The organism is Cognatundibacterium squillarum, from assembly GCF_014652435.1.
GTDB lineage: Bacteria > Pseudomonadota > Gammaproteobacteria > Burkholderiales > Burkholderiaceae_D > Undibacterium > Undibacterium squillarum.
In genome coordinates, this window is sequence record NZ_BMYU01000001.1 from 273625 (window position 1) to 294788 (window position 21164).

18 protein-coding genes are annotated in these 21164 nt (G+C 50.7%); 8 read left to right on the top strand and 10 right to left on the bottom strand.

Going from position 1 to position 21164, the window contains the following annotated elements; all coding sequences use genetic code 11:
• Positions 1–44: 44 nt before the first annotated feature.
• From IE092_RS01170 to IE092_RS01200, 7 genes are all read right to left on the bottom strand, one after another.
• Complete coding sequence (locus tag IE092_RS01170; protein WP_189355175.1) at positions 45–2054, bottom strand: putative bifunctional diguanylate cyclase/phosphodiesterase; 2010 nt, start codon at positions 2052–2054, stop codon at positions 45–47.
• A 1-nt stretch (position 2055) separates the two neighbouring features.
• Positions 2056–3240 (bottom strand): EAL and HDOD domain-containing protein, encoded by a 1185-nt coding sequence (locus tag IE092_RS01175; RefSeq protein WP_189355176.1) that lies wholly within the window; start codon positions 3238–3240, stop codon positions 2056–2058.
• A gap of 333 nt (positions 3241–3573) precedes the next feature.
• A complete protein-coding gene (hemW, locus tag IE092_RS01180) occupies positions 3574–4821 on the bottom strand; it encodes a radical SAM family heme chaperone HemW (RefSeq protein WP_189355177.1) in 1248 nt (415 codons plus the stop codon).
• On the bottom strand, positions 4821–5405 hold the full coding sequence (gene rdgB / locus IE092_RS01185; protein WP_189355178.1) for an RdgB/HAM1 family non-canonical purine NTP pyrophosphatase: 585 nt from the start codon (positions 5403–5405) through the stop codon (positions 4821–4823). The genes hemW and rdgB overlap by 1 nt, the downstream gene beginning before the upstream one ends.
• Entirely contained in the window at positions 5402–6136 is a 735-nt protein-coding gene (rph, locus tag IE092_RS01190) for a ribonuclease PH (RefSeq protein WP_189355179.1), read from the bottom strand. Before rph ends, rdgB begins: the two co-directional genes overlap by 4 nt.
• Before the next feature lies 1 nt (position 6137).
• The gene (locus IE092_RS01195; RefSeq protein ID WP_189355180.1) at positions 6138–7079 is read right to left on the bottom strand and encodes a PP2C family protein-serine/threonine phosphatase; all 942 of its coding nucleotides are present in this window, start codon (positions 7077–7079) and stop codon (positions 6138–6140) included.
• 36 nt (positions 7080–7115) lie between these two features.
• The gene (locus IE092_RS01200) at positions 7116–8129 is read right to left on the bottom strand and encodes a serine/threonine protein kinase (protein ID WP_229792966.1); all 1014 of its coding nucleotides are present in this window, start codon (positions 8127–8129) and stop codon (positions 7116–7118) included.
• 122 nt (positions 8130–8251) lie between these two features.
• On the opposite strand from IE092_RS01200, the gene IE092_RS01205 reads away from it, so the two are divergent.
• From IE092_RS01205 to IE092_RS18675, 7 genes are all read left to right on the top strand, one after another.
• Positions 8252–9166 carry a YicC/YloC family endoribonuclease gene (locus IE092_RS01205; RefSeq protein WP_229792967.1) on the top strand — a complete coding sequence of 305 codons (915 nt, stop codon included), beginning with the start codon at positions 8252–8254 and terminating at the stop codon, positions 9164–9166.
• Positions 9167–9253: 87 nt separating this feature from the next.
• Positions 9254–9898: a guanylate kinase gene (gene gmk / locus IE092_RS01210; RefSeq protein WP_189355181.1), complete on the top strand. Its 645-nt coding sequence runs from the start codon at positions 9254–9256 to the stop codon at positions 9896–9898.
• A gap of 18 nt (positions 9899–9916) precedes the next feature.
• On the top strand, positions 9917–10120 hold the full coding sequence (gene rpoZ, locus IE092_RS01215) for a DNA-directed RNA polymerase subunit omega (protein ID WP_189355182.1): 204 nt from the start codon (positions 9917–9919) through the stop codon (positions 10118–10120).
• A gap of 59 nt (positions 10121–10179) precedes the next feature.
• Positions 10180–12438, top strand: a complete 2259-nt coding sequence (locus tag IE092_RS01220; RefSeq protein WP_189355183.1) for a RelA/SpoT family protein — start codon at positions 10180–10182, stop codon at positions 12436–12438.
• 43 nt (positions 12439–12481) lie between these two features.
• Entirely contained in the window at positions 12482–13570 is a 1089-nt protein-coding gene (gene moaA / locus IE092_RS01225; protein ID WP_308427102.1) for a GTP 3',8-cyclase MoaA, read from the top strand.
• A 2-nt stretch (positions 13571–13572) separates the two neighbouring features.
• On the top strand, positions 13573–14205 hold the full coding sequence (mobA, locus tag IE092_RS01230; protein WP_268249256.1) for a molybdenum cofactor guanylyltransferase MobA: 633 nt from the start codon (positions 13573–13575) through the stop codon (positions 14203–14205).
• A gap of 298 nt (positions 14206–14503) precedes the next feature.
• Positions 14504–15370, top strand: coding sequence for a peptidylprolyl isomerase (locus tag IE092_RS18675; RefSeq protein ID WP_229792968.1), 867 nt, complete (start codon positions 14504–14506; stop codon positions 15368–15370).
• 82 nt (positions 15371–15452) lie between these two features.
• Here the strand turns inward: IE092_RS18675 and IE092_RS01240 are convergent, their stop codons facing one another.
• A complete protein-coding gene (locus IE092_RS01240; RefSeq protein WP_189355186.1) occupies positions 15453–17801 on the bottom strand; it encodes a hypothetical protein in 2349 nt (782 codons plus the stop codon).
• Between the two features lie 69 nt (positions 17802–17870).
• Between IE092_RS01240 and IE092_RS01245 the strand changes: the two genes are divergently transcribed.
• A complete protein-coding gene (locus IE092_RS01245; RefSeq protein WP_189355187.1) occupies positions 17871–19232 on the top strand; it encodes an O-antigen ligase family protein in 1362 nt (453 codons plus the stop codon).
• Here the strand turns inward: IE092_RS01245 and IE092_RS01250 are convergent.
• On the bottom strand, positions 19175–20224 hold the full coding sequence (locus tag IE092_RS01250; protein WP_189355188.1) for an acyltransferase family protein: 1050 nt from the start codon (positions 20222–20224) through the stop codon (positions 19175–19177). The two genes, IE092_RS01245 and IE092_RS01250, sit on opposite strands and share 58 nt — an antisense overlap.
• A complete protein-coding gene (locus IE092_RS01255) occupies positions 20224–21162 on the bottom strand; it encodes a glycosyltransferase family 2 protein (protein WP_189355189.1) in 939 nt (312 codons plus the stop codon). The genes IE092_RS01250 and IE092_RS01255 overlap by 1 nt, the downstream gene beginning before the upstream one ends.
• Positions 21163–21164 lie beyond the last annotated feature (2 nt).

Sequence of the window (21164 nt, forward strand, 5' to 3'; positions counted from 1 at the left end):
GTATAGAGCATCGTTGATAGCAACGCAAGAGCATGAAGGCATTTTCAGGCGCCTGATACCGCTTGCCGGCGCAGAATTGTCAGGTATTCGTCGCCGGACATCGGCTTCGCCAGCAAGTAACCCTGCACCTCAGCGCATTCAGCATCCCGCAAGAAGGCCAGTTGCTCCTCGGTTTCCACGCCCTCTGCCACCACATTCAGCTGCAGGCGCTTCGCCATACTGATAATGGCGCTGGCAATCGCGCAGTCACTGACATCTGCAGGAATGCCGCGCACGAATGACTGGTCGATTTTGATGCAGGCAATCGGGAAGCGCTTCAGATAGGTCAGACTCGAATATCCCGTACCGAAATCATCCAGTGTCAGCGTCAGGCCAAGTGCGACCAGGCCTTTCATAATGGTGATCACTTCTTCTTCGCTGTGCATCAGCGTGCTTTCAGTGATTTCCAGCTCCAGCCAGTCCGGCGCAATACGATAGCGCTGCAGTAAGCCGGCAATATGCTGAGGCAATTGCGCAGTAAAGCTTTTTGCAGACAAATTCACAGCAATCCGCGTCGGATGAATGCCCAGCGCACTCCATTGCGCAGCCTGCTGGCATGCTTTGTCCAGCACCCATGCATCCAGCTCCTGAATCAGATCACTTTTTTCTGCGGCGGGAATAAATGCAGCCGGAGATTGTATGCCACGCTCCGGATCGCGCCAGCGCACCAGCGCCTCAGATCCCGCCAGCTGACTGGTTTGCGCATGGTATTTCGGTTGAAATACCAGATAAAACTCATTGCACTGCAAAGCGCGGCGCAATGCGGATTCCATTGCCAGCTGATTGCTGACTTGCGCATCCAGACTCTGGCTGTAGTACGCATAAGCACCGCTCGCGCCCTGACGATTCAGCTTAGCTTTACCCATCGCGATATCGGCACGGTGCAGCAAGACATCGGCATTTTCACCATCGGCCGGTGCGATACTGATGCCGATACTGGCACCTACCTGCAGTGGAAATTCGCCGATCTGCAATGGCACGAATAAGGCTTCCAGAATCTTGTTTGCCACAACGCTGGCATGATATTCCTCGGCGATGTCTGTCAGCATGACAGCAAATTCATCGCCATTCAGATGCGCGACGATATCTTCTTCACGCAGCGTGGCCTTCAGGCGCTTACCGACTTCAATCAGCAGAGAATTACCATACTGATGACCCAGCGTGTCATTAATCAGCTTAAACCGGTTCAGATCCACATACAGCACCGCACAGCGTTGCTGCTTACGCGCCCCCGTCTGCAATTGCTGATCGGCCAGCTTTAAAAATAACTGGCGGTTCGGCAGGCTGGTCAGCGCATCAAAGTAGGATAAATAATCCAGCTTCTCTTCAAATTGCTTGCGGTCACTGATGTCGGTCAGATAGCCAGCCATTGCCACCGGCTGCCCTGCTTCGTTTTTCAGGATAGACAGCGTCAGGCTTGCCCAGAAAACTTCGCCGTTTTTGCGCTTGCGTCGCACTTCCATCGTGCGTCCGCCATGGGTCAGAAAATAATCTGACTGCGGATCATCTTCTTCATTTTCATAAAGAAATATGACATTTTGTCCGATCGCTTCTTCAGCGGTGTAACCAAATAAACGCTCAGCTCCCGCGTTCCAGCTCAGAATGAAGCCAGCCAGATCCATCGTAATGACCGACTCATGGATCTGATCCAGAATTTGCAGCTGCTGAATGTATCGATCGCGCTCCGGATCAGAAAAACGCCGTACTGAAGCGCGCACCGCCATCAGTTCTGAGCAAATTGCAGACAGAGATTGCAAGTGCTGCCAGTCATCCGCATCGGGCAAGCGCCCTTCTAAATGCATGCGCAGGAAGTGATCTGCGGTGATCGCCTGCGAAGGGATATCCGTGGTCTGCAAGAGATTCTGCGCAGACGAGCTCAGATGAAATTCACCAAATCCCGCATCGTTCAGCTCCTGGTTCAAATTTGCCAGAAACTGCGAGTCAGAATCATTCACCATTGCTTTGGCGAAACGCAATCCATGCTCGAAAAAACGCCACGAAGATTTGCCGGCCAAATCAGAGCTCCTTACAAACCTGATTGACCCACTGGAATGCGCTCTGCACTGACTCGTAGTATGCCGTGCTATCAAGTTCACGCTGCTGCAGCAGTTGCGCTATTTGCGGATTCCAGCGTCTGTCTGCATGCGCCGCGATTTGCAGGCATTCACCCAGCAAGCCTTCTCTGTGCATCAGTGCGTTCAGCACGTCATCTTCCAGATGCAGAGGCGTCAGCACTTTTTCCAGTTCTGTACCAAACAAGACATCAAGCAGCGAAAACATTCCGGTCATAAACGCGCTGTCTCCGGCATCTCTGCTCCCGCCGGAACGCAGTACCAGTGCCTCCATCATTGCCGCCCTGAACGCAGCGCGTGGCATCAGCGGATGCAGACTGCCGGGCTGATTCGCCTGGCTTGCGTATAACAGCAATTGCAGCCAGCGCTGCAATTGCCGCCTGCCGATCAGAGCAATTGCCTGATTTAAAGAGCTTACTTTGGTCATCTGCGCGAATGCAGCAGAACTGACCAGTTTAAATAATAAAAATGATAAATTCGGATCCTGCCTGAACAACTCTTCCAGTTCACGGGTATCCGCATCACGCGCCACCAGCCCTAACAGCTTCAGCAAGCGCGTGCGGGCAGACTGATCTGCCTGACTTTGTACGGACACCGGCACATAAGGATAGCTACCCTCAAACCATTGAAAGCCACAAGCTTTCATTTGTTCGAATACAGCGGAATCTGCGATCCCGCTGGCAAGATGGATTCCGCGATGCAAACCACTGACACGTATTCTCGCGCCAGTCGGTAACACTTCTTGCAATGAGTAACACAGATTCTGCGCGCCATCCCATTCCGCCTGCGCATCTGAAGGCATTACCATGAAGCTCAAGCCTTCGCTGCGCAGATGACGCAGACGTGCCTGATGATCTGCTTGCAGACACTGCTGCTCATCGAACAACAGATGCAGTTTAGATGCGGGCAAGCGTTGCCCGAGGTCAGCGGGAATTTCAGCGATATCGCCAACCGGAACAATCAGCTTTAATCCGGCAAGCTGATCAAACCAGCCTGACTCCTGCATTCCTTGAAGGGTTTGAATAATCTGAAATTGCGCTGCGTTTCCGAAATCGGGAAATAAGGCAACAATTTGCTGCCGGGCATTCGAAACGGGCCTGAAAGTCGCAATCGGAAATTGAAAAGTCATACGTGGTAAATGCATTTACCCATTGTTACGGGCATTATTTTTATGTTTCAGACTGTAAATGATGCGCCCTGCGAAAGCAATCGCTTACAGCCATCTTCACCCGATAAACCACAGGGAAACCGGAAAAATATTTCCGAAAACGTTTTGAAAGCAATCTGCACATTTAGATATGCGAAGATTGCGCAAGAAATACTGGTCGCGGCACAGAACAGCCAAGCCCGGTATGGGATTTTTTTGGATTCCAAAAAAAGAAAGGCCACGGATCTGCGGCCTTTCTTTTACTTAATATTTACTGATGCATTACTGCAAAGATTGCAAATACCAAAGTACTCGCTACTTCAAAAACATTTCCTGCAAATTATTCAGAAAATCTCTGCCTGCTTCAGTCGGCGCAATCCTCTGATAGTCGCGGAACAGTAAGCCTTTTTGCTCTGCCAGCTGCAATTCTTTTTCTATGGTGTTCAGCGTCAGGCCGGTTCGCTCCTGAAACAAAGCAACCGGAAAACCATCACGCAAACGCAAAGCGTTCAGCATGAATTCGAATGGCAGATCCTCCGTTGCCACTTCAGAAGATTCCTGCACCGCGTTCCCTTCAGCAACAGCCTGCATATAGGCTTTTGGCTGTTTGTGACGCATTTGCCTTACGATGCGGTGCGGAAATGATATTTTGGAATGCGCACCGGCACCGATACCAAGGTAATCACCGAACTGCCAGTAATTCAGGTTATGCCGGGACATTCGTCCCGGTTTGGCATAAGCAGACACTTCATAATTGATATAACCACCACCTGAAAGCCGTTCACGCAGCATCTGATGCATATCTGCACTCAGATCATCGTCAGGAATCACAGGTGGAAACTTTGCAAAATAAGTGTTCGGCTCTATCGTCAGATGATACAAAGATAAATGCGACGTACCGAAAGAGAGTGCTGTCTGAACATCCAGCTCACATTGCTCCAGAGTCTGCCCGGGCAATGCAAACATCAAGTCCAGATTGATGTTGTCAAAATGCGTAGCCGCAAATTCCGCCGCACGCTGGGCTTCGTCCCCCTGATGAATACGCCCGAGTTTTTGCAAAAACTCGTCGTTGAAGCTTTGCACTCCGATCGATAGGCGATTGATCCCGCTGTCTCTGTAGGCACGGAATTTCTCCACTTCAAACGTCCCCGGATTGGCTTCCATCGTAATTTCAGCGTCCAGTTCCAGCGGTAGTAGTGTACGGATATCGGATAATAGTCTGTCCATGCCCTGCGCACTCAGCAGACTGGGTGTGCCGCCCCCGATAAATACGGTCTGGATGCGACGCCCCCAGATCAGGGGCAAAGCCGCTTCCAGATCACCGCGCAAGGCATCGAGATACGCAGCCTCATCGCTGTCTGGCTTATGTTCGTGCGAATTAAAATCGCAATAAGGACATTTTCTGACACACCACGGAAAATGCACGTACAGGGACAGCGGTGGGAGCGCAGAAAGATTCAGCGAACCGGGAGATAAATATTGCGCCAGAACCGTTTGAGGAACGGCGGACAAATCCTGACGCACCGTTTTTGCAGCCTGCGCTGCCGTTTTAATCGGAATCATTACTTCAGTTTTTCAAGCAAAGTCTGCAGTGCTTTACCACGGTGAGAAATACGGTTTTTATGCGCAGGATCCAGCTCTGCCACAGTGCAGCCGGATTCCGGCAGCCAGAAGTGCGGATCATATCCGAATCCGTTCTCACCACGCGGCTCAGCAACAATCTGTCCTCGCAAAATGCCATCAGCGATCACGGGCTGCGGATCATTGGCATGTCTTACAAAAACCAGAACGCAATAGTAATAAGCTGACCAGTCCTCATGCTGCTGCAGATCTGCCATCAGCTTCGCATTATTCCGTGCATCTGATTTTGGTTCACCTGCAAATCGCGCAGACAAAACACCCGGCGCTCCGCCAAGAGCGTTAACACAAATACCTGAGTCATCCGCCAGTGCAGGCAAACCAGTAATGGCTGCGGCGTGACGCGCTTTACGCAGTGCATTTTCCACAAACGTATTAAATGGTTCGTCCGTATCACTGACATTCAGCTGCTGTTGCGACAGTACTTCAAAACCCAGCGGGGCCAGAATTTCACCAAACTCTTTCAGCTTTCCGGCGTTACCGGAGGCCAGAACTAATTGCTGGCTCATGCACTCAGCCCCAGCGCCTGTTTTTGTAATGCAATCAGATCAGCAATACCGTCTTCGGCCAGATCCAGTAACCGATTCATTGTTGCACGGCTGAAAGCAACACCTTCCGCTGTACCCTGCACTTCGATAAACTCGCCACTCTCTGTCATCACAACATTCATGTCGGTATCACACTGCGAGTCCTCGTCATAATCCAGATCCAGAACGGGCAAACCCTCGTAGACGCCAACAGAGATCGCTGCAACAAACTGACGCACCGGTGTCCGGGTAATCAAGCCCTTATCAAGCAAACCCTGAATCGCGTCATATGCAGCAACCATTGCGCCAGTAATTGATGCTGTGCGTGTGCCGCCATCGGCCTGAATTACATCGCAGTCCAGATGAATTGTGCGCTCACCAAGCAGACTCAGATCAAATGCTGCTCGCAGCGAGCGTCCTATCAGGCGCTGAATTTCCTGGGTACGACCGCTTTGTTTACCTTTAGCAGCTTCGCGATCCATACGCGAATGCGTGGAACGCGGCAGCATGCCGTATTCAGCCGTCAACCAGCCCTGCCCTTTCCCTTTAAGAAAAGACGGTACTTTTTCGTCCACACTTGCCGTACAGATAACACGGGTACCGCCAAACTCAATCAGTACAGAGCCTTCGGCATGTTTGGTAAAGTGACGGCTGATTGTTACCGGACGTAAGGCATCAGCGGAACGACCGCCAGGACGCGAAGTAGTTGTCATATCAAAATTTACCTGTCAGTTTCGATGACTTATGAATAGCATTACGAATTTCCGCAATCGCTTTCTCAATTTCAGCATCGTTGAAAACATCTTGCTCTCCTTGCTCGCCTAAAACGTCGGGATCAAGAGGGGCCTGAATTGTGGTGGTGATCGACCCGATTGGCAAGGTGTTTGTTGTGATCACAGAGGACTCGTCGAGCCTGTCATCACCCTCCCACATCATTGCAAGAGCAGTCGTATTGTCACCATTTTTTCCGGCAATACTGACTGCCGTGCGAATCAGCTCAGGAATTGCACGGACAATCGTGTGCTCTTGCAAGCGTTGTGCCACTAGATGATCAGGCAAAGTCGACCACAATCCGTCGGAACAGAGCAAAATCAGATCGCCCGGCTGCAAAGCCGCACGGCGGGATAACTCAACAATCGGTGAATTTGGCGCTCCCAGACAGTTGAACAATTTATTCCGGTCGGGATGAGTATGCCTTTCTGACGGATCAACTTTGCCTTGCGCGATGAGGGTCTCAAGTCTGGAGTGATCCTTTGTACGCAGCAGGATTTGTCCCTGACGAATCCAGTAAAGTCGCGAATCACCGCAATGGGCCCAGTAGGCGTGACCATGCTGAATAATGCAGGCAACGATTGTTGTACGCGGTGTTTCAGGTAGATTATTCATCGTTCTGTAACGATGGATCTCCTGATGCGCGGCAAGGAAACTATCCTCTAAGAAGCGCTCCGGCCTCGCAATCGTTGGCTGCGCCTGTTGCTGAAACAGGCTACCCACGGTTTGCATCGCAATTGCTGCTGCCATTTCGCCCATAATATGGCCACCCATACCATCAGCCAGCAACAGCAAAATTGCATCGCGGGTAAAACTGTAGCCCATACGGTCCTGATTGACTTTACGTCCGCCGATATGGCTTTCTTGATAAACTGAAAATCGCATGAATGAGTTCGATCGTTAACGCATCACTATTAAATATTAATTAAGCGTACTTTCCTGAATAGTGGTGTTATCCCCATCTTTGTCAGATCGTTTTTTTCGCTCAAATAATGTCGATATCTTATGCTTCATTTTTTCCAGCATAGTCGGCTCAGCCTGAGGCTCGACCTTCGCTGCTAGCGCTTTTTGCAGTGCGAATACGCTTTGCGGACGCTCCAGCGGATCTAATTTCAGACACCAGCGCACTACCTCAATCAACTCTTCGGAATAAACCCCTTCCAACTTCCGGTAATGGGATTCCATTTTGTCATTGGTTTTGCGCTGATCAGCGGGTTGCGGTGGGGCACCAATCATACAGGCAAACATCGATGCGCCAATGCTGTAGATATCTGTCCATGGCCCCAGATTTCCATTTTTCTGGTAGAGCTCAGGAGCAGCAAAACCCGGAGTGTACATTGGGTACAGTTTAGGAATATCTGTCTTCAGCGTCTGGCGTGCAGCACCAAAGTCCAGCAAAATCGGCGTCCCGTCAAGGCGGAGATAAATGTTCGCGGGTTTTAAATCCAGATGCAGCAATTTATTAGTATGTACTTCGCGCAAACCATTCATCACCTGATTAAACATGCGGCGGATAAAACGCTCAGATACCAGCGGTTTCTCACCCTTATCGCGCCGGCGCAGGATGTGTTCCTGCAATGAGCGACCCGACTCATACGCCATTACCATGTAAACGGTTTCATTGGCACGGAAAAAATTGATAACACTGACAACGTTCGGATGAGAAATACGCGCCAGTGCGCGCCCTTCTTCAAAAAAGCATTTCAGTCCGATTCGGTAAACCGGCAAGTTCTCAGCGGAAATCGCAGGTACCAGTTCACCTTGCTGACGTAAGGCCAGTGAGCTTGGCAAATATTCTTTAATTGCTACCGCATTGCCATCTTCATCTGACGCGAGGTATACAATACTAAAGCCACCGGACGCGATTTTCTTTACAATGCGATATCCGGCAATTTCAAGCCCGTCCGGCAAAGGGGCATTATTTTGTGCAGCCATTGCTTATCCAATCCTGTTGACAGCAGCGATTGTGTGGACTCTGCAGGGTTTTGTAAACATCTGCCTTACCAACAACCAATATTGCGCATAAATCTGTGCAATGTTACCAAAAAGGAACAAATTTGAGCATCCAAAGTATGACCGGGTTTGCGACCAGCTCCCTTGAAACCGAAGCAGGTACCATTACCGTCGAACTCAAAAGCGTTAACTCCCGCTTCCTTGACCTTCAATTTCGCATCAACGATGATTTTCGGGCGGTAGAAAGCATATTCCGCGAACTGATTTCACGTCAGATTTCACGCGGCAAAGTTGAATGCCGCTTCAGCTTCGGTAAGAAAATCGCGTCCGGTCAACAAAAAAATCTGAATCAGGAAGCTTTAAAACAGCTGCAAACACTGGAGCAGCAGGTAGCCGCACTCTTCCCTAATGCGCAACCACTGACCACGCACGACATTCTTCGCTGGCCTGGCGTGATGGAGGAACAGGAAATTTCAGGCGAAGCACTGCAGCCAGCAATCCTGCAAACCATTCAGCAAGCGCTGGAGCAATTCAGAATATCACGCGAACGCGAAGGTGAAGCACTGACAGCGGTACTCCTGAGCAAAATCACCGCCATGGAAGAAATCGTCGAACGCATTACGCCATTAATGCCACAAGTACTGCAGCAATTCCAGCAAAAAGCGACAACTCGCCTCGAAGAAGCGCTCGGTTTTGCCGGTTCGGAAAGCACGCAGACAACGACAACGATCACCCGCGACGAAGCCCTGGATCGCATTCGCCAGGAAGTGACGCTTTACGGCGTGAAGATTGATGTTGCCGAAGAACTAGCACGACTTGGCGCTCATTTGAAAGAAACCCGGCACATTCTGAAAAAAGGCGGCCCGGTCGGCAAACGTCTCGATTTCATGATGCAGGAACTGAATCGCGAAGCAAATACGCTGGGATCCAAAGCAGCAATCAAAGATCTGGCGGACGCATCAATGGAGTTAAAACTACTGATAGAACAAATGCGCGAACAAGTTCAGAACCTTGAATAAGCCGGCTGGTTTGCTTATACTCTCGGTCAACAAGGGCGGGTTTATCCCGCCCTCATTTATTTGTTCGTCTAATCCGGAATAGAAAATATGATCCCTAGCGCTGAACTGGCTGGCAGCCTGTTTATCGTGGCAGCCCCGTCGGGTGCCGGAAAATCGACGCTGGTGAACGCTTTACTGGCGCAAGAGCCAAATATTCGCCTGTCGATTTCATTTACCACGCGCCAGCCGCGCCCAGGCGAAGAAAATGGCCGCGAGTACCACTTCACTACCGTAGAAGATTTCATTGAGCGCCGTGCAAACGGAGAATTTCTCGAATCAGCTGAGGTGCACGGAAATTATTACGGCACTTCCCGTATTTTGATTGAGAATGCGATGCGTCAGGGAACGGACGTATTACTTGAGATTGACTGGCAAGGTGCGCAGCAGGTGCGTAAACAATTTCCCGGCGCGATTGGCATTTTCATTCTTCCACCATCTATTCAGGCACTGGAAGAGCGCCTCAACAAGCGCGGCACCGATGAACCGCACGTAATCACGCGACGACTGCTGGCTGCTGGCGGAGAAATCGCGCACTCGCCGGAGTTTGAGTATGTTATTATTAACGAAGACTTTGGAACTGCGCTGTCTGAGTTGTCTGCAATTGTCAAATCAGCACGATGCCGATTCCGGCAACAAACAGCACGCAACACGGACTTATTTGCGCAACTTGGCATTCATGCCAGCCCGAACTGAACTTACCCAGGATTAAACATGGCACGTATTACTGTTGAAGATTCTCTGAAAACTATCCCTAACCGTTTTGAACTGACTCTGTGTGCGACTTACCGTGCACGTCAGCTGCTGCAAGGTCATTCGCCAAAAGTAGAGGCGAAAAACAAACCAGCAGTTATGGCATTGCGTGAAATCGCTGCAGGCAAAGTCGGAACAGAAATGCTGAAAAAAGTACCGGTCTGATAACACCGTACTTTCCTCACTGAGCGGCCGGGAGTTCCAGAATGCATATATCGGAAGATATGTCATCTCTGTCAACTAACCCGGCTGTTCGTTTTTCTGACACCCATCAGGATAAATCAGGCATCTTGGATCTGCGCGACTCTTCAGCACCCTCCGGAAATCTTCAGGTTGGCGTTGCTTCAATTACTACACTGACTGAAAAACTTTCCACCTATTTGTCGGCCCAGGACTTAAAACTGGTCCGCGACGCATATCGTTTTTCTGACGAAATGCATTTGGGTCAGGTCAGGAAATCCGGCGAACCTTACATATCCCACCCGATTGCTGTTGCGGAAATCTGCGCGGAATGGAAGCTGGATGTTCAGGCTATCATGGCAGCGCTGTTGCATGATGTGATGGAAGATCAGGGTGTCAAAAAAGAAGAGCTGATTGAACGTTTCGGTGCGCCGGTCGCCGCGATGGTTGACGGTCTTTCGAAACTCGAAAAAATCGAGTTTCAAAGTCAGATTGAAGCGCAGGCAGAAAACTTCCGGAAGATGTTGCTCGCCATGGCGAGGGACGTACGTGTGATTCTGGTGAAACTGGCTGACCGCCTGCACAACATGCGTACGCTGGGCGTAATGCTTCCGGCAAAAAAAAGACGCATCTCCCGTGAAACCATGGATGTTTATGTGCCGATCGCGCATCGTCTTGGTTTGAATAATCTGTACCGTGAGTTACAGGATCTGGCATTCTCACACCTGTTTCCGATGCGTTACCGGACCTTATCGAAAGCAGTGCGTGCTGCCAGGGGTAACCGGCGCGAGGTCGTTAACAAAATACTCAGCTCAGTGAAAGAGTCACTGAGCGCTGCCGGCATTGAGGCGGAAGTATACGGGCGCGAAAAAACGCTGTACGGCATTTACCGCAAGATGCTCGATAAACACTTGTCGTTCTCACAAGTGCTGGATGTATATGGTTTCCGCGTAGTTGTTGAGAATTTCCGCGAGAGCTATTACGCACTCGGTACCCTGCATGCATTGTTCAAACCAATGCCGGGCAAATTCAAGGATTACATTGCCATTCCAAAAACCAATGGCTACCAGTCTTTGCACACAACGCTGATCGGCCCTTACGGCACACCGGTTGAATTTCAGATTCGTACCCGTGAGATGCACCGCGTTGCGGAATCTGGTGTTGCAGCGCACTGGCTGTACAAAAATGAAGGATCAAATCTGACGGATTTGCAGCAGCGGACCCATGCATGGCTGCAGTCCCTGCTCGATATTCAAAAGCAAACCGGCGATTCTGCCGAGTTTCTTGAGCATGTCAAAGTCGACTTATTCCCCGGCTCGGTTTACGTCTTTACACCGAAATCTAAAATTGTGGCATTGCCGCGTGGCGCTACCGCGCTGGATTTCGCATACAACATTCATACAGATATCGGTGATCAGGCAATTGCGACGCGCATTAACAACGAGCCTGTTCCACTACGTTCCGAATTAAAAAACGGAGATATCGTCGAAATTATTACATCCCCGAATTCCCGACCGACTGCGAACTGGTTGTCTTACGTCCGCACAGGGAAAGCTCGTTCTGCGATACGCCATTTCCTGCGCACAGCCAATCTGAATGAGTCGACTGAGCTCGGAAAACAATTGCTGGCACAGGCACTTGTTGCGCTTCAGTTAAATCCGGAATTGCCTGATTTTCTCGTGGACAAACTCCTCAACGAGTCCACGGCAAAATCTATGGATGAGTTGTATACCGATATCGGTATCGGTAAACGCATGGCTGCACTGGTCGCGCGCCACATACTGGATCTGGTACAGGATGATTCGCCGACGATTCCATTCCAGCAATACGGCGACCGCCAGGTACACCGCCCTGCTCCGGTTATCATCTATGGCAGCGAAGGCGTTTCTGTACAACTTGCGGCTTGCTGTATGCCAATTCCAGGCGACGGGATTATAGGGCAGTTAAAGCGCGATCAGGGTCTTGTCGTCCATACTGACGATTGCAAACACGCAAAACGTTTGCTGACCAAAGAACCGGATCGCTGGATTGATGTGACCTGGGGCGACGATCTGAACCGCCGGTTCGACACGCGAATTTCGGTTGTCATCACCAATGAACGCGGTGCGCTGGCGAGGATTGCAGCAGAAATCGGCGAAGCAGATATCAATATTTCTCATGTCAATATGGAAGATGGCGATTCGAATGACATGACTCACATCCATTTCACCATACAAGTCGAAAGCCGTAACCATCTGGCGAAACTGATGCGCAGCATTCGTCATCTGAACGGCGTATCGCGGGTTACACGCGAGCGGGGCTGAGCAGTTTCCGACAATTCCCGCTGATCAACGTATGAACCAGAAAATGATTCCTGTAGTTCCGTCCAGACCGGCTGCGAAGCCGGTTCCGCCGGCACAAATGAGCAGTGGTGACGTACTTGATCAGTACGGAAGACGCTTCACAGACTTGCGCATATCGGTCACAGATCGCTGCAATTTCCGTTGCGGCTACTGCATGCCGAAAGAAGTTTTCACACCGGATTATCCGTATCTGCCACGCAGCAGCATCCTGAGTTTTGAAGAAATCACCCGCGTCGCCGGAGCGGCGGCTGTGATGGGCGTGACAAAATTCCGGCTGACCGGCGGCGAACCCTTGCTGCGTAAGGACATTAGTTCGCTGATACGCATGCTGTCCGGCCTGAAGACGACAAATGGCTCGAAACCGGACATAACCCTGACAACAAACGGCGTTTTGCTGACCCGCAAAGCGATGGAGCTGCGCGATGCGGGGCTCGACCGCGTCACCGTTTCACTGGACGCAATGTCTGATACCAACTTTCAACGTATGAGTGATTCAGATTTTTCTGTCCGGGATGTGCTGGCTGGGATTCACCATGCGCTGGAATGCGGCTTCCGAAAAGTCAAAGTCAATATGGTCGTGCGCAAGGGCTGGAATGAGAATGAGGTCATTGCGATGGTGGACTATTTCCGCCAGTTGCCAGTCGCACTGCGCTTTATTGAATATATGGACGTCGGAGCAAGTAACAGTTGGAGTTTACAGGAAGTCGTTTCCAGCAACAGTTTGCTGGAGAACATCCGACAGGCCGGCAATACCCTGGTTGCGCTACCTGCTGAAACCGGCTCGGATACCGCAAGCCGCTGGCAGCATCATGATGCACCGGGGGAAATCGGTTTTATTTCCAGCATCAGCCAGCCTTTCTGTCATAGTTGCAGCCGTTTAAGGCTGTCTACAGACGGCAAAATCTATACCTGCTTATTTGCCAGTGAAGGCTTTGATTTACGGCCATTATTGCTCGCAAACGCCGATCAGCAGACACTGCAAAATGCACTGACCGGCATCTGGCAGCAGCGTGATGATCGCTACTCAGTGACGCGCACACAGGCAACTGCTCAGCGCCGCGAACGCATCGAAATGTCGTACATCGGTGGCTGACAATGCCGCTACAGACGCTTTCCACCCTGACTTGCAACGATATTACCGGCTTAATTCTGGCCGGCGGCCGGAGCAGTCGCATGGGCGGACAGGATAAGGGCCTGATACAGCTACACGGCTTACCACAGGCGCAATGGCTTGCGCAGCAACTGCGCCTGCAAACTGCCGGGGTTCTGATCAGCGCAAACCGCCATATCAACATCTATCAGCGCTTTGGATTTCCGGTAATTCAGGACGATGACGATAGTTTCGCAGGACCGCTGGCTGGCATACTGGCAGCACTCAGACACTGCCCTACCTCCCTGCTACTGGTCACCCCATGCGATACGCCAGCAGTACACCCAGAGCTCGCACTGCTGCTGCTACGCCGTCTTCAGCAGGATGAACGCCCACTGGCATATATACAAACAATCAGTACTACCGGCGAATCGCGCGATCATCCGGGATTTGCGCTGATACATCGCGACCTTTCAGGCCAGCTGGAGGCATATCTGGCAAGTGGTCAGCGTCGCGTTTTGCAGTGGTTTCGGGAACAGAAAGCCAGCGTCTGTGTGGTACCGGATCACATCAGTTTTCACAACCTGAATACGCCGGAAGCCGTCAGTGCTTACCAGAGCGTAGCTGGCTCCCGCTAGCCCGATCCACTTCTAAAGTCACTCAGTTGTGCAAATATCGTCATCCATCAATTTCTGAGAGCCGGACTTTCTGCCGACGACCGCCAGATTGCTGTGCTGAACTCCGCATTCTGGCCTTTTTTACACGATTTCCGGCATCTCGAAGCCTCCTCACAGAATTGCATTTCAAAGTCCGCTCCCCCTGCCCCCGGAGTATTGCAGCACGCGCTTTCTTTCAGTTGCGCAATTTGATACAGAAAAGCGCACGCAAACCAGCGGCGGCACAGTAAAATATTTATTTATTTGACTGGAGATCAGATTGAAAGCATCAGTTTGGATTCTGAGCGGACTCGCAGCGGCAGCTTTGCTCAGCGCCTGCGGTGGCAACAAAAGCGATACACCGACCGTCACCGCAACGGTCAGCAGCGTCAGTATTGACCCTCTGAGCTATCGCAAACTGACCACCATCACCATCAATGGTCAGAATCTGGATAAAGGTATCAATATACTGAGCATGCTTCCGAACCAGAGTACAGCTTGCCTGAATTTGACAGAAGTTGCAGGCGGCACTGCCACTAAACGCACTTTCACTTGCAAAGTCGTTGGCTTAGGCAATGTGGTGACAACAATTACGGATACATTAACAAAAGTACTGTATCAGGCAACGCAAACATCTTCTCTTGCCTTACCTCCGCAGGTGACTATGGTGACCGATAAGGGAACAGTCGTCATCGAATTAAATCCTTATAAAGCACCAGTCACCGTAGATAACTTCCTGAATTATGTAGAGAGCGGATTTTATCCAAGCAAAATTTTCCACCGCGTAGAGGCAGGACTGGTGATTCAGGGCGGTGGCTATACCAAGGATCTGGTTGCAGCAGCAACAAATAATCCGATCAAACTGGAAACTGCGGTTGGACTCAGCAATACTCGCGGCACAATCGGACTGGCACGGACATCAGACCCGAATTCCGGTACTTCTCAGTTCTACTTCAATCTCAAAGATAACAGCGCCGCATTTGACTATCAAAGCGCAGCATCTCCCGGCTATGCAGTGTTTGGTCAGATTGTTTCCGGACTGGATGTGATGGATGCGATCGCCGGCGTACCGGTTTCCACGCAAAATGGCATGTCCAATGTACCGGTGACGCCGGTGCTGATTCAGTCTGTCAAACAGACCCAGTAAGCCCTTAATCAGGAAAAGCGCCGGAGTATCCGGCGCGTATGCCATACAAAACCGCGCTGTCGTTTGCCGACAACGCGGCTTTTTATTTAACGATAATTTCGTACCAGGGACTCTCTGCCCTGATTCTCAGCGTCAGCACCCCGTTATTCAGAATAACATTATCTGACTGCAGATTAGCGGATCTCTGCCCACGCTCATCAAGCTGATACACAGTGACTTTTTGCCCGGACACTGGCAAACCAATGCTGATGTCCAGTTTCTCCATCCATACCGGCCCCTGCGTACTTCGTGAACCTGAGGGGTGCGTGCTTCCACTCTGGTCCGGTTCCAGCGTCTGCCACATTGCATCACCTTTATACGGCACCAAATGTTTAGGACGGAAACCGGTTCCGGTTTTCTGCGAACCGGTGCTTGCACCCGCCACAGTCAGCAACAAGCGACGAGACTTGTCCAGCGGCATGCCATCACGTGTGGTCAGGCTGACCACCGCGAAACCGCGGCTACCCGGCGCGTGCTGAACGGACCATCCGTTGGTTGCGTTTGCATCACCAAACCCCGCATATACCGCTGCGAAGCGATCGGCCCAGATCAATTGCCCAGGCTGCGCATTCCACACCGGAACTGCGGCCTGAGTACTGGTCGCAATGGCTTTCTGACGCAGCACAGCTTGCGACGAAGCTGCAGTCTGCACACTGATTCTGTATTGCAAAGTGTCGGTTGCGACTAATCCAAAACGTCGGCGGACAAAGTCGTCCATGACCGCCGGATCAATACTTTCTCCACTCAGTGCCAGACTGATCATTTCCGGCTCAGAGACGGGCAGAACCTGCTGCTCTGGTAAAGCATTCATCTGAAATTGCCTGAATACAGAGGCCAGTGTGCCAAAACTGACCAACTGACTACTGTGATTATTCAGATTAAATGCGCTCATCCATGTATCGTCATCCGGCATTTGCCCATACTGAAAAAAGAATAAACCATCCCAGTCCTGCAAACTCGCGAGCGTCACCATTGCGGGAACAATCTCCGCCGATTGCCGGTTCGGGTAGGCCTGATTAAATTCGCTGACCACAAATGGCTTTTGACGGTCACGGTAAAAACTGCGCTTCAGCAGCGCTCCCGTCGTATCCCGCAGACTGGATGCATTCCTTATCCGCCAATCCTGATCTGACCAGCCTCCACCGGGAAAATCATAGTGATCCGTATAAAAATGCTCATCTGCATAATCCATATTCCGCTGACTCAGCTGATTCGCAAGACCACCAAAATAACGCTGCGTACCAGTCACAGCAACCTGCTCGCCCGCTTCCTGCCTGATCACCTGCCGCAAATTTTCGAAGTATTGCTGATCAGTTTCGATCAAAAAGCGGACAAAATCCGCAGCGCGCAGACCCAGTCCCTCTGCAGCGGGCTGATAACGGATTTCCAGAAATCCGGGCAAGGGCAAGCCTAGTTTATGAAACAGTTTGCGCCCCAGCCTGCGAATGCGCTCTATCCATCCAGTGCCTGTCTCGGGCGCAATCGCCTCGTCTTTTTTGAGGTAAACCGCTCCCTGCGCCGGTAATTCGCAAGTCTTCCAGCGCTGGCATGCGACTTCTGTGCTGCCGTATTCCCGTGCGATCCACTTGCGCCAGAGGGCAGTCCATGTGCGCTCATATTCGCCATTCAGTTTATCCAGCTCACCACGCTGCCAGGCGCCCACCAGAGAAGATTCGTTATTAATCTCCACCATGGCCAGCGCCGGATCATTTTTCAGCTCCAGCTGCCGTAACAACTGCCGGGCAAGTTCCGCCTGCAATGCAATCATCCTCGGATCAATCAGATGCAAGGGATGACTGTTAACGGGCATTTGTGCGCCATCGAGCAGTGGATTCACCTGATCGACAGCAGGCCTGAACCGGTAGTTAACATGCAGATTCAGATTGGCATAGATGCCCTCTTCTCTGAGAACACTGATGAAGTGACGCAAACGCCTGATCGCTTCCGGATGAAAACTGGGGAATGCGCTGTTTGTCAGCAAGCCAGTGGGTGGTGAACTTTCATCTGACAGTGCAGCGTCCATCTGATGCAAGCGGACGGCGTTCAGCCCCAGTCTTTTAAAGCGCAGCGCCAGTATGCGTGCCTGCTCTTCATCCGGAAAACAGGCAGGTCCGGACAAATTTATTCCGAATATACGAATGCGCTGATCATCCGCGGTTCCGGGACGCCGGTCGCGGCCTACCTTAAAAAAATGCCCGTCATGTGCAACGATTTTGTCTTCTTCGCCAATACGCCTGTTCAGACCGGAAAAATCCACCACTGGTGCAAGCCGGTCAGGATCGGGACGAAATCCATACCAGTTCAGGGTTTCAGCCTGTGCAGAATTGCCCAAAGCCATCATCACTGCCAAGACGCTGGCGAGGCGATAGAAATAATTGTGCGTTTTTTTCATTGTTGCCGAAATTGAATAGCGTGCTAACCGTTAAAATAGCGCATCCTGAAGCAAAGCACACTGATTCTCATGCAACTGCCGTTGAAATCTCCGACATCTGTCTTAAGCCCTTTGGCAGAAGCATGGCTGCTGCGCCTGATCGTCATTTTATTTGTGGTCTTTGCCTTGCTTCCCTATGGCATCTCATGGGACTACACCGGCACGTCCTCGTTAACAATGGAAGGTTCGCTTGCTGTAAAACTGGAATGGGGTAGCCTGTTTGCAGTGTCAGGGTTTCTGCTTTATCAGTATCCGGCGCTGGCTATACGAAACCTGAAAGCGCTGAATCCTTTTCTGATTCTGATCTTATTGTGGTGTCTCGGTTCTTTTATCTGGTCACCAATGCCCGGCGTTACTTTCAAACGGGCAATCCAGTTGTATGGGTTTGTTGCGATCGGACTGGCATTACAGATCTCTGATCACCCCGTCCGGTTAATCGTCTCGAGCATGCTCTATACACTGATGGTGATGCTGGCTGCTTCGTTTGTGATGGGTATAGTTAATCCCACAATCGGTGTTGATTATGAGCTTGGCGGCGCATGGCGTGGCATATTGTCGCAAAAGAATGAGCTCGGACAAGTCGCAGCAATGTCCATTTTGCTGTGGCAGGTACTCGCCTGCATTTCAAAGGTGAACATGCGGATCATGGCCGTTTCACTGATCTTTGCGTTTCTGATGCTGGTATTAAGTAAAAGCTCGACCAGTATGATCGTCACAATCACAACCAGCAGCATTTTTCACTTGCTGCGAAAACCCCGTATTGATTCGGAATACGCCGTAACGCGGGTATTGCTGAGTTTACTTTGCCTGATCCTGGTCGCACTATTTATATTTTTTATGCAAGAGTCGCGTCTTCCGACATCTGCTGAAGTAACCGCCCCCATTGCAGGCTTGTTCGGAAAAGCGTCGGACCTCACGGGGCGAACAGATATCTGGGAACTCGTCTGGCTGGAAATTCGCCGGCACTGGGTGATGGGGCTGGGCTACGGCGCTTTCTGGCTCGGGCCAGACAGTCTTTCACAATATGTCATCGACGCTTTGCACTGGATTCCACTGCAATCGCACAATGGCTATCTGGATATTCTGAATGAGCAAGGTTTAGTCGGATTGACGCTGACCGTTCTGGTCATTCTGTATCATGCTTACAGCTTGTTGCTGATGCGCAGAACAGATCAGACGCAGGCAGCGTTCTGGACAGCGATGTTACTGATCATTGTTGTCACTAATTTCACGGAAAGCAGTTTGTTTCGTGGCTTTGGATTTCTGAATGTCTTTTTCTTCATTGCGATGTGCACAGTGACTTCACACAATCGCGCGCAACGCGATAAGGCAATTCAGGATTTCAGGAATTTACGTCCCGCGCGTAAACCAGGATTCTCTACACAACGATAAGACAAATCCGCCATTACAAAAGATAGCAGCGTCATCGCAAGAATTCGCCAGATCAACGCCGCGTTCCCCATCCAGAACACAACAATGCCAAATGCCAGCCAGTGATACAGGTAAAGCGAATAGCTGATTTTCCCTACATACAGAAAAAAACGATTCGATAACAATTGGCTGATAGCTGAATTACTCAGAACTGCGTAGGGAAACAACAAAAACAACGCGAGCCCTTGCAAACTGTAGCGTAAAGATTCGCGAAATTCTTCCGAACGTATCAGCAAAGTTGCCAGAATAATTGCTGTTCCGGCAACAAAGCAATGCATATTATTTAAACGCTCCCACAGCGCTTGTTTTCGCGCCAACAAAACAGCAAGTAGTGTGCCGTACAAAATAGAATCAACACGGGTATCAGTTGCTTTGTAAATGCGGTAATGCGGTAATTGTTCCAGCCCGACGCCAAAGGCCAGCCAGCATCGCCAGCACAGCACAATGACCAGCACGCCAACAATCAGCGAAACAAAACGCTTCCAGCTGACGATCAGTCCGACGAACAAGCTCGGGAAAATCAGATAAAAGTGTTCCTCAACAGCGAGCGACCAGGTAATTGCAAGCGGTGGCGGAAATGTGTCTCCGGAAAATCCGATGAAAATTCCGTAGTAATTCGCGGTGTACAGAAACACTGCCAGAATTTCCTTCCAGCCAACTCCCTGTCCGGCAAGCTGTAACGTCAGGACAGATAAAAAAATGAACACTGTCAGTGCGGGCATCAGCCTGAAAAAACGCCTGATATAAAAATGCGAAATTCGCATGCTTCCAGTCGTATCCCACTCACTGATCATCAGGCGGGTAATAATAAAACCACTGATAAAAAAGAAGATGGTGACACCCAGCCCGCCAGGAACAATATGTCCCAACCATGCATGGGAAATCAGTACCAGTAAGATTGATACCGCCCGCAAACCATCAAGAGCGGCGATACGTGAAGATCCGTGCGACATTATTTCTTTTCACTTTCCGCGCCGTAAGCCTGCGCAGGCGCGTGTGTGAACACCGATAACTTCCCGAACTGAGAAGCAGCAATTCGCGCCCAGTGGAATGCCTTCAGTGGCTTAATGGGACAGAGAAAAATTGTCAGTCCAATGGCAATCGCCGCTTGTAAAATCGCTCTGAAACCCAGCTCAAGGCCTACCAGAAACCGTTTTTCCGCAGGCGCCATTTTCATCTCAGTTTTCAAGAACAAACCACCTGTCCGAAAAGATCGTTTCAGTAGCCAAGCTGCGTTTGCACGATCTGCAGGCACAACTTCGGATACAGGCGCATCATCACACCAAACCATGCTGGCTGCGGCAAGCTCAAGCTGACGGAATAGGAGAGAGTCTTCACCGCCAGTGCGACCGAACTCAGGATCGAATACAAAACCCTGTGTTGATCCCAGCTTAAATAGCAATTCTTTCCGAATCAGCACGTTGCCGCTGCGGGCATTTTTATGATTAATCATGGTTCCGGACGCCATACGCGGACGCTCAAAATAACCGCCTTTAATCAGCCAGTCTGGCGTATCCGGCAAATATCGCGGTACAACCGGCGCAAAAACCACATCAGCAGAATATTGTTGCTGAACTTTTAAAAGTTGAGATAACCAGTCTTCCTTTGGCAGCTCGTCATCATCCACCATTGCAAGCCACTCGCCCCGGGCCACGGAAATCGCTTCATTACGCGCAAGAGAAATATTGGATGCGCTGATATGCCGGCATACCAAGCGCTCTCCCCAATACTGTTTTTGTGCCTCAAGAACCTGCGTCGCGGATGCGGCAGGGTCATTATCAATGACAACCACCTCAAAGGAATCAGCGCATTGCTGAAAACGCAAAACGTGAAGCAATTCGTCTAATAATGCTGGCCGTCGGAACGTGCAGATGCAGATACTGATCAGCATAC

Coding starts and splice junctions, on each gene's coding strand:
- rph (WP_189355179.1), bottom strand. CDS start 6,136: ATGACAACTACTTCGCGTCCTGGCGGTCGTTCCGCTGATGCCTTACGT.
- hemW (WP_189355177.1), bottom strand. CDS start 4,821: ATGATTCCGATTAAAACGGCAGCGCAGGCTGCAAAAACGGTGCGTCAG.
- IE092_RS01200 (WP_229792966.1), bottom strand. CDS start 8,129: ATGGCTGCACAAAATAATGCCCCTTTGCCGGACGGGCTTGAAATTGCC.
- IE092_RS01220 (WP_189355183.1), top strand. CDS start 10,180: ATGTCATCTCTGTCAACTAACCCGGCTGTTCGTTTTTCTGACACCCAT.
- IE092_RS01255 (WP_189355189.1), bottom strand. CDS start 21,162: ATGCTGATCAGTATCTGCATCTGCACGTTCCGACGGCCAGCATTATTA.
- rdgB (WP_189355178.1), bottom strand. CDS start 5,405: ATGAGCCAGCAATTAGTTCTGGCCTCCGGTAACGCCGGAAAGCTGAAA.
- mobA (WP_268249256.1), top strand. CDS start 13,573: ATGCCGCTACAGACGCTTTCCACCCTGACTTGCAACGATATTACCGGC.
- IE092_RS01240 (WP_189355186.1), bottom strand. CDS start 17,801: ATGAAAAAAACGCACAATTATTTCTATCGCCTCGCCAGCGTCTTGGCA.
- IE092_RS01195 (WP_189355180.1), bottom strand. CDS start 7,079: ATGCGATTTTCAGTTTATCAAGAAAGCCATATCGGCGGACGTAAAGTC.
- gmk (WP_189355181.1), top strand. CDS start 9,254: ATGATCCCTAGCGCTGAACTGGCTGGCAGCCTGTTTATCGTGGCAGCC.
- IE092_RS01175 (WP_189355176.1), bottom strand. CDS start 3,240: ATGACTTTTCAATTTCCGATTGCGACTTTCAGGCCCGTTTCGAATGCC.
- rpoZ (WP_189355182.1), top strand. CDS start 9,917: ATGGCACGTATTACTGTTGAAGATTCTCTGAAAACTATCCCTAACCGT.
- moaA (WP_308427102.1), top strand. CDS start 12,482: ATGATTCCTGTAGTTCCGTCCAGACCGGCTGCGAAGCCGGTTCCGCCG.
- IE092_RS01245 (WP_189355187.1), top strand. CDS start 17,871: ATGCAACTGCCGTTGAAATCTCCGACATCTGTCTTAAGCCCTTTGGCA.
- IE092_RS01250 (WP_189355188.1), bottom strand. CDS start 20,224: ATGTCGCACGGATCTTCACGTATCGCCGCTCTTGATGGTTTGCGGGCG.